Origin of the sequence: Novosphingobium huizhouense, from assembly GCF_020179475.1 — a bacterium.
In the GTDB taxonomy this organism is placed as follows: Bacteria; Pseudomonadota; Alphaproteobacteria; order Sphingomonadales; family Sphingomonadaceae; genus Novosphingobium; species Novosphingobium huizhouense.
In genome coordinates, this window is record NZ_JAILXZ010000003.1 from 36,790 (window position 1) to 48,872 (window position 12,083).

A 12,083-nucleotide genomic window follows, 5' to 3' on the forward strand; every position below is an offset into this window, starting at 1 on the left:
CGACAGGAGCGGCGCCAGACCGCAAGGAGAGGCAGATGAGTCTGTTCGACATGACCGGCAAGGTGGCGGTCATTACCGGATCGACGCGCGGCATAGGTCGCGCGATCGCCGAGGAAATGGCAACCCAGGGTGCGCGGGTGGTGATCTCGAGCCGCAAGCAGGATGCCTGCGATGCGGTCGCGGCCGAGATCAATCAACGCTTCGGCGAAGGCACGGCCACGCCGATCGCCGCGAGCATTTCGTCGAAGGAGGCGCTCGAGACGCTTGTCGAGCGCACCCAGGCCGAGGTCGGGCCGATCGACGTGCTCGTCTGCAATGCCGCAAGCAATCCGTACTATGGTCCGATGAGCGGGATCGGCGACGAGCAATTCCGCAAGATCATGGACAACAACGTGCTGTCCAACCACTGGCTGATCCAGCTGTGCCTGCCCGGGATGATCGCGCGGCGCGATGGGGCGGTGATCGTGGTGAGCTCGATTGGCGGACTGCGCGGATCGCCGACGATCGGGGCCTACTGCATATCGAAGGCAGCCGACATGCAACTGGTGCGCAACCTCGCGGTCGAGGTCGGGCAGCACAACATCCGCGCCAATGCGATCGCGCCGGGGCTCATCCGCACCGACTTTGCCCGCGCGCTGTGGGACAATCCGGCAGCGGAAAAGGCCTACAACGAGAACCACCCGATGCGCCGGATCGGAATGCCCGAGGAAATCGCGGGCGCCGCGGTATTCCTCGCCTCGAAAGCCGGCAGCTACGTCAACGGCCAGACGATCGTGGTCGATGGAGGATCGACGATATGACCGAGCTCAACCTTGGCTTCGACCCCGTCGCGCTCAAGGAGCGCTACCTGGCCGAGCGCGACAAGCGCCTGCGCGCCGACGCCAACGAACAATACGTCGAGATGGCCGGCAAGTTCGCACACTTCCTCAACGACCCCTATGTCGAAAAGCCGATCGAGCGCGCGCCCGTTACCGACGAGCGTGACGTTGTGGTGATCGGCGGGGGCTTCGGCGGGCTGCTGGCCGGAGCGCGGCTGCGCAAGGCCGGCGTCGGGGACATCTGCCTGATCGAGAAGGGCGGCGAATTCGGCGGCACCTGGTACTGGAACCGCTATCCGGGCGCTGCCTGCGACATCGAAAGCTATGTCTACCTGCCGCTGCTCGAAGAGACCGGTTTCATGCCCGAGCGCAAGTACTCGGGCGCCGACGAGATCCGCGCCTATTCGCAGCGCATCGCGGACCACTTCGACCTGGCGCGCGGCGCGCTGTTGCAGACCGAAGTGACCGGCATGGACTGGGACGAGGGCGCGCGGCGCTGGATCGTCGCGACCAATCGCGGGGACGCCATTCGCGCCCGCTTCGTGATCATGGCCAACGGGCCGCTGCACCGTCCCAAGCTGCCCGGCATTCCCGGGATCGAGCAGTTCGAAGGCCACACCTTCCACACCAGCCGCTGGGACTACGATTATACCGGCGGCACCTCGAAGGGCGGGCTCGACAAGCTGGGCGACAAGGTTGTCGGCATCATCGGCACGGGCGCCACCGCCGTGCAGGCGGTCCCGCACCTCGGCGCCGGTGCGAAGCAGCTTTATGTGTTCCAGCGCACGCCGTCGTCCATCGACGTGCGCAACGACCGGCTGACCGATCCGCAATGGGCGGCCTCGCTTGAGCCTGGATGGCAGCGCCATCGCATGGAGAACTTCAACACCCTGGTGTCGGGCGGCTGGGCGGAAGAGGACCTCGTCGCCGATGGCTGGACCGAAATCATCCGCAACCTCGGCGTGATCGCGCGGATGAAGGCGGTGAAGGACGGCGCCACCAACCCCGACGAGCTCGTCCAACTCGCCGACTTCAAGAAGATGGAATCGATCCGCGCGCGTGTCGACGAGAAGATCACCAGGCCCGAGGTCGCCGAGGCGCTGAAGCCCTGGTACAACCAGTTCTGCAAGCGGCCGTGCTTCCACGACGAATATCTCGACACCTTCAACCGCGACAGCGTCACGCTGGTCGACACCAACGGCAAGGGCGTGGAGCGGATCACCAGGGACGGGGTCGTCGCCAATGGCCGCGAGTACAAGCTCGACTGCCTGATCTTCGCCACCGGCTTCGAAGTCGGCACGAGCTATGCCCGGCGTGCCGGCTACGAGGTCCATGGGCGTGACGGGCGCACGCTCGAGCAGAAGTGGGAGAAGGGGGCGCGCACGCTCCACGGCATGACCGTCAACGGCTTTCCCAACCTGTTCATCTTCTCGGTCATCCAGTCGGGCTTCACCGCCAACTACCCGCACTCGCTCGACGAGCAGGCCTGCCATGCATCGCACCTGATCTCCGAGGCGATGGGGCGGCAGGCGACACGCGTCGAACCGACCGTCGAAGCGGAGGAGGCCTGGACCGCCGAGGTGCTCGATTCCCTGCTCGACCGGCGCAAGTTCCTCGAGGAATGCACCCCCGGCTACTACAACGGCGAAGGGCAGCTGAGCCCGCTCGCGGCGAGCTTTGCCTCCTACGGCAAGGGCTCGCCCGCGTTCTTCCGCATCCTCGACGAATGGCGCGCGGCGGGCGACTTCGCCGGGCTCGAAATGGATTGATCGACCGCCACCGCTGAAAGCGAAAAGGCCGAGCCCTCCACACGGAAGGCTCGGCCTTTTTCGATTGGTCGGGACGAGAGGATTCGAACCTCCGACCCCCACACCCCCAGTGTGATGCGCTACCAGGCTGCGCTACGTCCCGACCGGAGCGGCGGCCTATAGGCAGGGCTTTGGATCATGGCAAGGGGGTTGGCGAAGGTTCCGCGCCATTGCGAGGATCGCGCGCGGCGCGTGGGTTCGATTGCCTTGACGCGGCAAGGCTGCTAGGCGCGCGGCCACGTTGTTTTCCCTGTGGTTGCGCGGGCACTCGTGCCTCGCGCGCCGCCTGAAAAGAGTTCCAGCCGATCCCATGAACGGTCCTGCCATGTTTGCCCTTCTCGCTTCTGCCGCGCCCGCTGCGGCGTCGAACGAGCCGCCGGCCTATCTCCAGTTCCTGCCCCTGATCGCGATGGGGGCGGTGTTCTATTTCCTGATCCTGCGCCCGCAGATGCGCCGGCAGAAGGAGCATCAGGCCAAGCTCGCCGGAATCCAGAAGGGCGACCAGGTGGTGACCGCCGGCGGCCTCATCGCCAAGGTGATCAAGGTCGACGAAACCACGGTCGATCTCGAACTCGCGCCCAACGTGCGGGTGAAGGCGGTCAAGTCGACGATCGGCGACATCGTGCCGCCCGCCGGCGCCAAGCCCGCCAACGACTGATCCTTCCAGCAGGACGATACCGATGCTCGAATTTCCCCGCTGGAAGGTGATCTGGCTCTGGGCGCTGACGCTGGTCTGCGCGCTCGCAGCCGTGCCTTCGCTGACTTCGATGACCAACATCCGGCTGCCGGCGTCGCTGCCGCAGCCCAAGGTCAACCTCGGCCTCGACCTCGCCGGCGGCAGCCACATCCTGCTCGAGGCCGATCCTTCGCAGGTGCGCCAGCAGCGCATCGAGGGCATGGATGAGAGCGTCCGCGGCAAGCTCAAGGCGGAGAACATCCGCATCAGCGACATTTCGAACAACAACGGCGCGCTGAGCTTCCTCGTCGAGGACCCGGGCAAGGTCGACGCCGTGCGCGAGGCGATCCTGCCGCTGACCAACGGGGCAGGCCTGACCGGCAAGCGCGACTGGACGATCACCGTCGCCGACGGCAACCGCTTCGTCCTGACGCCGACGCAGGAAGGCATCGACCAGGCGGTGAGCCAGGCGATGGACACCGCGGTCGAAGTGGTGCGCAAGCGCATCGACGCGCTGGGGACCAAGGAGCCGACGATCATCCGCCAGGGCGCGCAGCGGATCGTCGTGCAGGTGCCGGGCCTGCAGGACCCGCAGCAGCTCAAGAACCTGCTCGGCCAGACTGCCAAGCTCGAATTCAAGCTGGTCGACAGCACTGCGCTTCCCTCCGACGTCGCGCGCGGCATCGCGCCTCCTGGCAGCGAGATCGTGCCTTACGCCAATGCCGGCGAGGGCGGCGGCGCACCGGCGATCGCGGTCAAGCGCCTCGGCGGCATCCGCGGCGACGAACTGACCAATGCGCAGATGTCGAACAACCAGCAGACCAACGAGCCGGTCGTCAACATCACCTTCAACACCGAAGGCGGCGCGAAGTTCGCCAAGCTCACGACGCAGAACGTCGGCAAGCCGTTCGCCATCATTCTTGACGGCAAGGTGCTTTCGGCGCCCAACATCAACGAGCCGATCCTTGGCGGCAGCGCGGTGATCTCGGGCCGCTTCACCACCGAAAGCGCGAATGCTCTGGCCATCTCGCTGCGCTCGGGCGCGCTGCCGGTCGACCTGAAGGTCGTCGAAGAGCGCACCGTCGGCCCCGACCTCGGCGCGGACTCGATCCGCAAGGGCATGATCGCGATGGGCGTCGGCACGCTCGCGCTCGCGGTGTTCATCCTCGTCACCTATGGCCGGTTCGGGGTCTATGCCTGCATCGCGCTGGTCATCAACGTGCTGATGATCCTGGGCATCATGGGGCTGATCGGGACCACCTTGACGCTGCCGGGCATTGCCGGTTTCGTGCTGACGATCGGCGCGGCGGTCGACGCCAACGTGCTGATCAACGAGCGCATCCGCGAGGAGCGCCATCGCGGACGGCGCGTCGTCGCTGCGGTCGAGATGGGCTACAAGGAAGCCAGCCGCGCGATCTTCGATGCCAACATCACCAACGTGATCGCCGCTGCGCTGATGTTCGCGTTCGGCTCGGGTCCGGTAAAGGGCTTTGCGGTCGTGCTGATGATCGGCATCGCGACCTCGGTGTTCACCGCGGTCACGCTCACTCGCCTGTGGGTCGCGCAGTGGCTGCGTCGCGCGCGCCCTGTCGACCTGAACCTGTAAGAGGAGAAGAGGCAGATGAAGCTCCTCAAGCTCGTTCCCGATCACACCAACATCCACTTCCTCAAGTGGCGCGTGCCCTTCTACATCGTCAGCGTGCTGCTGATGGCGGCGAGCTGGGGCCTGGTGCTGACCAAGGGCCTCAACCTCGGCGTCGATTTCGTCGGCGGGCAGATGATCCGCGTGACCTTCGAACGCAGCGCCGAAGCGCCGGTAGGCGCGCTGCGCGGCGAAGTGGCCAGGCTCGGCTACGGCGAGCCGATCATCCAGCGCTACGGCAAGCCCAACGAGATCTCGATCCGGATGAAGCTGCCCGAAGGCGCCGATCACGATCCGGCGCTGTCGGACAAGATGGCGCGCACGATCACCGCCGACGTCAAGAAGAACCACGCCGATGCTCGGATCGACGGCGTCGACTCGGTTTCCGGCAAGGTCTCCAAGGAGCTTGGCTGGGACGCCTTCAAGGCGCTGGGCCTCGCCGCGCTGGCGGTTGCGGCCTACATCTGGCTGCGCTTCGAATGGCAGTTCGGCATCGGCGCGTTGCTCAGCCTTGTCCACGACGTGACGCTGACGCTCGGCATGTTCGCGCTGACGCAGATGGAGTTCGACCTCAATATCGTCGCCGCGTTGCTGACGCTGATCGGCTACTCGCTCAACGACACGATCGTGGTCTACGACCGCATCCGCGAGAACCTGAAGAAGTTCCGCAAGATGCCGATGCCCGAACTGCTCGACCTTTCGGTCAACGAGACGCTGGCGCGCACGATCGTGACCTCGCTGTCGATGCTGATCACGCTGGTGGCGCTGCTGCTGCTGGGGCCCGAAGTGATCTTCGGCTTCACCGCCGCAATCACGCTCGGCATCTTCGTCGGCACCTACAGCTCGATCTACATGGCAGCGCCCATCCTGATCTGGCTCAAGGTGAACCCGAAGAGCTTCGTGCCGACCGAGACCGCGCTGGAAAAGCAGGAACGGCTGGCTCGCGAAGGCGTGTAAGCGATAGAGACTGAAGGTTCTTGGCGGGTCGGAGGCGAATGCTTCCGGCCCGCTTTTCCGTATCAGGCGATCTCGTCGTAGATTTCGGCGAGCGCGGCTGCATTGGCCTCCCAGCTGAAGCGCGCGACGGTCGCGGCGACCTCCGCCTGGCTCGGCGGCGCTTCGAGCAGCGACCGGACGCCCTCTGCGATCGCTTCGGGGGTGCGGGCAACGATCCGGCCGGCGGCCGGGGAGGTCACCACCTCCCGCGCGCCGCCGATGTCGGCAATGACCACCGGCGTGCCGCAGGCGAGCGCTTCGATCCAGGCGTTGGCGAGCCCTTCGCGTTCCGAGGGCAGGACCATCACGTCCGCCGCGCTCAGCAGGGCCGGCAGGTGTTCGTGCCCCACCGATCCGAGAAACCGGACGCGCGCGGCGACCCCGCTGCGCTCGGCGAGCGCGCGCAGCGTCGCCTCCTCGGCTCCTTCCCCCGCCAGCACGAGGCGTACGTCGTCGGGCAAATGGGGCAGCGCGCGAATGGCGAGGTCCTGGCCCTTGATCGCGAGCAGTGCGCCGACGCAGACAATCATGCGCCCTTCGGGCGAGATCCCGAGGCCCGGGATGGTCGAGACCCGTTGGCGGGCGGCGGCACGCGGCAGGGGCGTGAAGCGCCGATGGTCGAGCCCGGTGTAATGGACGCGAACGCCGCGCGGCGCCAGCCCGAGCGCCGCCATGTCGCGCCCGAGGGCAGCCGACACCGCGAGCACCGCGCTGGCGGCACAGGCAGCCTTGCGCATCTGCCGCAGGGCGCTCGCCCGCGTGCCCCAGTAATGGATATCGGACCCGCGCGCCTTGATCGCCAAGGGCAGCCCGAGCGCCGCGGCGAGGCGCGCGGCGGCGGGACCGTCGGGATAGAAGAACTGCGCATCGATCAGGTCGAACCGCCGCTCGGCGTGGAGCGAGCGCGCCAGCGGCAGAAGCGCCCGCGCGATCAGGGCCGCATTGAACGGCCCCGACAGGCCGGGCAGGAGCGGGAAGCGCGGGTGGTGGACATCGACGCCGTCGACCTGCTCCTGCGCCGGAATGGCCTCGAGCGACCGGTAGCGCTGAAGCCGGACCGGCGGCAGCCCGATCGGGTTGAGCACGGTGACATCCCAGTCACCCCGCGCGGCGAGGGCGCTCGCCTGGCGCGCGACGAAGCGGCCGAACGCCGGGCGTTGCGGCGCCGGAAACAGCGTCGAGATCGACAGCAGCCGCCGCTTCACGGTCTTGGGAAATCAGAGACGGCGCACCAGCATCTCGGCAACGCCGATCCATGCCGGCTGGTCGATGACGATCTGGCGCTGTCCGATGCCAGGGGGCAGCAGCGAGACCCGCCCGCTTTCGTGATCGATCATCCGCCCGAAGGCGAAGCGACCGGCCGGACGAGGCACGAGCACGTCGCGGTTGAGGGCGCGGGCGAAGTCTTCAGGCGCGCATTGCCGAAGCCATACCTGGTCCCCTGCGCGATATTCCCCGACGCTCGCCTCCACGCCGAGCACGACGACCGGCGTATCCCCGTCGGGGGCCAGCGGAAACACCGCTTCCATCGGCCGCGACAGGGCTTCGGGGCCCGCCGCGCCGAGCTTGGCCACCATCGCGGTCGGCCGGTCGCTCTCCGCGCCGACGAGCAACTGCGGATCGACGTCGAGCGCCGCGCCGATCCGGTTCATCCAGGCGAGCGACAGCGACCGCATGCCCGTCTCGAGACGGCCGATGGTCTGCGCCGTGGTCGGCGGATTGCAGCGCGCGGCTACGTCGGCGAGGGTCAGGCCCTTCTGGCGACGGATGTCGCGAATTCGATTTATCATGGCACGGCGGCTTTCGTCATGGGATCGGCGGTGGCGTGCGACGTTATGCTTTCCTACAATCCACCATTTCGGGCAAGTGATACTATCGTTCCGTATTTGTTCCTTGGGCTGTTGTGCAGAAGGTGGGCGATCGACATGGCGCAAGTTCTGGAAGAGCGTGAATTGACCTCGGAAGGTCCCCAGCTTCACCGCACAGATGGAGCCAAGTCCCGGAGCGTCAAGGTAAATATCGCGGAAAGCCCGCTGACCTGGCTTCATGCTCGCGGTCATCTGAGCGACCGCCGGTTCCTTGCCGGCGAGCGCCTGCGGCGCGATTGGGAGACCGCGCAGCTCGCCCCGGTCGTGACGATGCGTTGGAATCCGGTTCGGCTGAATCGCGATCACCGGCACGATCTGACCGCCGGGGAGCGCCAACTGGCGGCTGCTAGGCGGTTCGATTCGGCCATCGCAGCAGCCGGAAGCGGGCTATCCGACGTGCTCTGGCGCGTGGTCTGCGCCGGCGAGGGGCTGCCGGCGGCGGAGCGAGCGCTCGGCTGGCCGGCACGAAGCGCGAAGCTGGTGCTCGGTATCGCACTCGACCGCGTCGCCGACTTCTATCGCATTCCCTGAGCGCGCCGGCTGCCGACGCGGCCATTTCGCAGCTTCCCCAACGGGCCAGCAGGCGGTAACGCTTGCAACGATCTGTTCAGGGAGCAAAAAATGGAACGTCGGCAGTTTCTGGCATACTCGGGCAGCGCCGTGGCCGCGCTGGGTCTTTCCTGGCCGATGCGCGTGCTGGCCGAAGGGAGCGCGGACCAGGCGCTCAATGCGCTGCTGGACAAGATCTTCTACGACGAACTTCTGCTGAGCCCCGAGCAGGCGACGAGCATGGGGCTCGACACCGGGCCGCGCCGCGAACTGCGTGCGCGCCTCAGCGACAGCAGCGAGGCCGGCCGGGATGCGGCCGAGGCCTTCACCCGCGAGGCGCTGCGCAAGATCCGCGCGTTCGATCCTGCCAGCCTGAGCGATGCTGGCAAGCGCATCCGCGATATTGCCGCCTACAAGTACGAACAGGAACTCGTCGCCCGGCCGCTTGGCGTGGACGGCGTGCAATCGCCCTATCCGATCACCCAGCAGGATGGCGCCTACTTCGGCATTCCCGACTTCCTCGACAGCCAGCACCCGATCGAGACGATCGAAGACGCCGAAGCCTATCTCTCGCGCCTGCGCTTCTTCCGCTACACGCTCGACGAGCAGACCGAAGACCAGCGGTGCAAGGCGGCCAAGGGCATCCTCGCGCCGGGCTGGTCGCTCGATCTCGCGCTCGGCCAGATGAAGAAGCTGCGCCAGAGCGCGCCCGAGCAGAACGGCATGGTGCGCTCGCTCGTGACCCGCGCGGCGGCGAAGAATCTCGCCGGCGACTGGGAGGCCCGCGCCGCACGGATCGTCGCCAACGAAATCTATCCCGCGCTCGATCGCCAGATCGCGCTGGTCGAGCGCCTGCGTCGCACCACCCGGCCCGGTGACGGGGCGTGGCGCCTGCCGCGTGGTGACGAGATCTACCGCGCGGCGCTCGCCCAGGCGACGACCACGACGATGACGCCCGAGGAGATCCACAAGATCGGGCTCGAGCAGGTGGCCGACATCACCGCCCAGCTTGACGGCATCCTGAAGGGGGCGGGCTATGCGAGCGGCAACGTCGGTGCGCGGCTGACCGCGCTCAACCATGCCGGCGACCAGCTCTACCCCGACACCGACGAGGGCCGCGCCGCGCTGCTCAAGGACCTTAACGCCGGGGTTGCGGCGATGCAGGCCAAGTTGCCGCGCGCCTTCGCCGATGTTCCGAGCGAAAAGCTCGAGATCCGGCGCGTGCCCGTCGAGATCCAGGACGGGGCCCCCAACGGCTACTACTATTCGGCGACGCTCGACGGCTCGCGCCCGGCGATCTACTGGATCAACCTCAAGTCGACGGGCGACTGGCCGCGCTACTCGCTGCCGGCGCTGACCTACCACGAAGGCGTGCCGGGCCATCACCTGCAGGGCGGCTACAGCCGCACCGCCGGGGCGCTGCCGATGATGCTGAAGGACTTCTTCCTGTCGGCCTATGGCGAGGGCTGGGCGCTCTACGCCGAGCAGCTCGCCGACGAACTGGGCGGGTACAACGGGATCGAGCGCGCAGGCTACCTGCAGTCGTTCCTGTTCCGCGCGGCGCGGCTGGTGGTCGATACCGGGCTAAACCACTACAAGTGGAGCCGCGAGAAGGCGACCGACTACCTCGTTACCACCGTCGGCTTCCCGCGTGCGCGCGCACAGCGCGAGATCGAACGCTACTGCGCATCGATCGGCCAGGCCTGCAGCTACAAGATCGGCCATACCGCATGGGTGCGCGCCCGCAAGAAGGCCGAGGCGGCGCTGGGTGCCAAGTTCAGCCTGCCCTGGTTCCACGAAGTGCTGAAGGAAGGGGTGATGCCGCTCTCGATGCTCGAGGCGCGGATCGAGCAGCGCACCGCCGAACGCCTGCGCGCCGCCTGATCGCACGAAGGGACCGCATTTCATGGAACGCAGACATTTTCTCGCCGGCACCGGCGCGCTCGGCATGATTGCGCTGGCGCGGCCGGGCCTGGCACTTGCTGCGGGCGACGCCGACGCAGCGCTGAACGCCCTGTTCGACCGCATCTTCAAGGACAGCATGGCGCTCTCGCCCGAGGGAGTGAGCTCGCTGGGACTCGACAAGGGCGAATGGGCGGGGATGAAGTCGCTGCTCGACGATCGCACCGAGGCGGGCGTGGCCGCCGGCGTGGCCCAGACCCAGCAGGCGCTGGCAGATCTTGCCAAGGTCGACCGCGCGGCGTTGTCGAGCGCCAGCCGGCTCAACCTCGACGTCGTGACCTATCAACTCGAATCGCGCCTGGAGTCGCCGCGCCTTCATGTCGATTCGGTGCAGCGGCCCTATCGCCTCTACCAGCAGGGCGGGGCCTATTTCTCGCTGCCCGATTTTCTCGACAGCCGGCACACCATCGAGACCGCGGCCGATGCCGAGGCCTATCTCGCCCGCCTCGCGCTGGTGGGCAAGGCGCTCGACGAGGACAGTGCCGAGCAGAAGGCGCAAAGCGCGCGCGGGCTGATAGCGCCGGGCTGGTCGCTCGACCTGACGCTCGGCCAGATGCAGAAGCTGCGCTCGGTTCCGGCTGCGCAAAACACCATGGTCGCCTCGCTGGTGCGGCGGACAGCGGCCAAGGGTATTGCCGGCGACTGGCAGGCGCGCGCTGAGAAGATCGTGGCGGACAGCGTCTATCCCGCGCTCGACCGCCAGATCGCCCTGGTGCAGCAGCTGCGCGCGCAGACCCCGGCGGGTGACGGCGCATGGCGCCTGCAGAACGGCGATGCCGTCTACGCCGCCGCCTTGCGACAGGCGACCACGACCGAGTTCTCGCCCGAGCAGGTCCACAAGATCGGCCTCGAACAGGTGGCGGACCTGACCGCCAGGCTGGACGCCGTGCTCAAGGGTGCAGGCATGACCAAGGGCACCGTGGGCGAGCGGCTGGCTGCGCTGAACGCACGGCCGGACCAGCTCTATCCGGAAACGGACGAAGGCCGCGCCGCGCTGATCGCCAGCCTCAACGCCGGGGTGGCGCGGATGACGGGGCTCCTGCCCAAAGCCTTCGCGACGCTGCCTGGGCAGCCGCTCGAGATCCGCCGCGTTCCGGTGGAGATCCAGGACGGCGCGTCGAATGGCTATTACTACCGCGCCGCGCTCGATGGGTCGCGCCCCGCGATCTACTGGATCAACCTCAAGGAAGTGGCAGACTGGCCGAAGTATTCGCTGCCGTCGCTGACCTATCACGAGGGCGTGCCCGGCCATCACCTGCAGATCAGCATCGCGCAGACCTCGAAGGATATTCCGATGCTGCGCAAGATCGGCGGTTTCTCGGCCTATTCCGAAGGCTGGGCGCTCTATTCCGAGCAGCTCGCCGACGAGTTGGGCGGCTACGATGGGATCGAGAAGGCGGGCTACCTGCAGTCGTTCCTGTTCCGCGCGGCCCGTCTCGTCATCGACACGGGCCTCCACACCAAGCGGTGGAGCCGCGAGCAGGCGACCGACTACATGGTCGCCACCACCGGCTTTGCCCGGCCGCGCAGCCAGCGCGAGGTCGAGCGCTATTGCACGATGATCGGGCAGGCGTGCAGCTACAAGATGGGCCACATTGCCTGGCAGAGAGCGCGGGAAAAGGCGCAGAAGACGCTTGGGGCGAAGTTCGACATTCGCCAGTTCCACGAAGTGCTGCGCGAGGGCGCCATGCCGCTCTCCATCCTCGAGAAGCGCATCGACGAACGCACCGCGGCAGCGCTGAAGGCATAACGACGCGATCCCCT

At 67.2% G+C, this 12,083-nt stretch carries 10 protein-coding genes and 1 tRNA gene; 8 read left to right on the forward strand and 3 right to left on the reverse strand.

From position 1 onward, the window contains the following. Positions 1–35: 35 nt before the first annotated feature. Both K3A85_RS12145 and K3A85_RS12150 read left to right on the forward strand, forming a co-directional pair. Positions 36–800, forward strand: coding sequence for an SDR family NAD(P)-dependent oxidoreductase (locus K3A85_RS12145; protein ID WP_225206791.1), 765 nt, complete (start codon positions 36–38; stop codon positions 798–800). After that, positions 797–2,587 carry a flavin-containing monooxygenase gene (locus K3A85_RS12150; RefSeq protein ID WP_225206792.1) on the forward strand — a complete coding sequence of 597 codons (1,791 nt, stop codon included), beginning with the start codon at positions 797–799 and terminating at the stop codon, positions 2,585–2,587. Before K3A85_RS12145 ends, K3A85_RS12150 begins: the two co-directional genes overlap by 4 nt. Positions 2,588–2,652: 65 nt before the next feature. Here the strand turns inward: K3A85_RS12150 and K3A85_RS12155 are convergent. After that, positions 2,653–2,729, reverse strand: a tRNA-Pro gene (locus K3A85_RS12155). Positions 2,730–2,936: 207 nt separating this feature from the next. Here K3A85_RS12155 and yajC point away from each other — a divergent pair. From yajC to secF, 3 genes are read left to right on the forward strand one after another with little or no spacing between them, the layout of a single operon-like run. After that, on the forward strand, positions 2,937–3,284 hold the full coding sequence (yajC, locus tag K3A85_RS12160; RefSeq protein WP_225206793.1) for a preprotein translocase subunit YajC: 348 nt from the start codon (positions 2,937–2,939) through the stop codon (positions 3,282–3,284). 22 nt (positions 3,285–3,306) lie between these two features. Next, positions 3,307–4,908, forward strand: a complete 1,602-nt coding sequence (gene secD, locus K3A85_RS12165; protein WP_225206794.1) for a protein translocase subunit SecD — start codon at positions 3,307–3,309, stop codon at positions 4,906–4,908. 15 nt (positions 4,909–4,923) lie between these two features. Further along, a complete protein-coding gene (secF, locus tag K3A85_RS12170) occupies positions 4,924–5,901 on the forward strand; it encodes a protein translocase subunit SecF (protein ID WP_225206795.1) in 978 nt (325 codons plus the stop codon). A 62-nt stretch (positions 5,902–5,963) separates the two neighbouring features. Here secF and K3A85_RS12175 read toward each other — a convergent pair whose 3' ends face one another. Beyond that, positions 5,964–7,145, reverse strand: coding sequence for a glycosyltransferase (locus K3A85_RS12175; RefSeq protein WP_225206796.1), 1,182 nt, complete (start codon positions 7,143–7,145; stop codon positions 5,964–5,966). 12 nt (positions 7,146–7,157) lie between these two features. Beyond that, complete coding sequence (locus tag K3A85_RS12180; protein ID WP_225206797.1) at positions 7,158–7,730, reverse strand: helix-turn-helix domain-containing protein; 573 nt, start codon at positions 7,728–7,730, stop codon at positions 7,158–7,160. Between the two features lie 135 nt (positions 7,731–7,865). Here K3A85_RS12180 and K3A85_RS12185 point away from each other — a divergent pair, with 135 nt between their 5' ends. From K3A85_RS12185 to K3A85_RS12195, 3 genes are all read left to right on the forward strand, one after another. Continuing rightward, positions 7,866–8,339 carry a DUF6456 domain-containing protein gene (locus K3A85_RS12185; protein WP_225206798.1) on the forward strand — a complete coding sequence of 158 codons (474 nt, stop codon included), beginning with the start codon at positions 7,866–7,868 and terminating at the stop codon, positions 8,337–8,339. 90 nt (positions 8,340–8,429) lie between these two features. Next, entirely contained in the window at positions 8,430–10,241 is a 1,812-nt protein-coding gene (locus tag K3A85_RS12190) for a DUF885 domain-containing protein (protein ID WP_225206799.1), read from the forward strand. 22 nt (positions 10,242–10,263) lie between these two features. Next, positions 10,264–12,069, forward strand: a complete 1,806-nt coding sequence (locus tag K3A85_RS12195) for a DUF885 domain-containing protein (protein WP_225206800.1) — start codon at positions 10,264–10,266, stop codon at positions 12,067–12,069. Positions 12,070–12,083: the final 14 nt, after the last annotated feature.

Excerpts from the sequence above, each read along its gene's own strand:
- secD (WP_225206794.1), top strand. The coding sequence starts at position 3,307 with ATGCTCGAATTTCCCCGCTGGAAGGTGATCTGGCTCTGGGCGCTGACG.
- K3A85_RS12150 (WP_225206792.1), top strand. The coding sequence starts at position 797 with ATGACCGAGCTCAACCTTGGCTTCGACCCCGTCGCGCTCAAGGAGCGC.
- K3A85_RS12190 (WP_225206799.1), top strand. The coding sequence starts at position 8,430 with ATGGAACGTCGGCAGTTTCTGGCATACTCGGGCAGCGCCGTGGCCGCG.
- K3A85_RS12145 (WP_225206791.1), top strand. The coding sequence starts at position 36 with ATGAGTCTGTTCGACATGACCGGCAAGGTGGCGGTCATTACCGGATCG.
- secF (WP_225206795.1), top strand. The coding sequence starts at position 4,924 with ATGAAGCTCCTCAAGCTCGTTCCCGATCACACCAACATCCACTTCCTC.
- yajC (WP_225206793.1), top strand. The coding sequence starts at position 2,937 with ATGAACGGTCCTGCCATGTTTGCCCTTCTCGCTTCTGCCGCGCCCGCT.
- K3A85_RS12185 (WP_225206798.1), top strand. The coding sequence starts at position 7,866 with ATGGCGCAAGTTCTGGAAGAGCGTGAATTGACCTCGGAAGGTCCCCAG.
- K3A85_RS12195 (WP_225206800.1), top strand. The coding sequence starts at position 10,264 with ATGGAACGCAGACATTTTCTCGCCGGCACCGGCGCGCTCGGCATGATT.
- K3A85_RS12180 (WP_225206797.1), bottom strand. The coding sequence starts at position 7,730 with ATGATAAATCGAATTCGCGACATCCGTCGCCAGAAGGGCCTGACCCTC.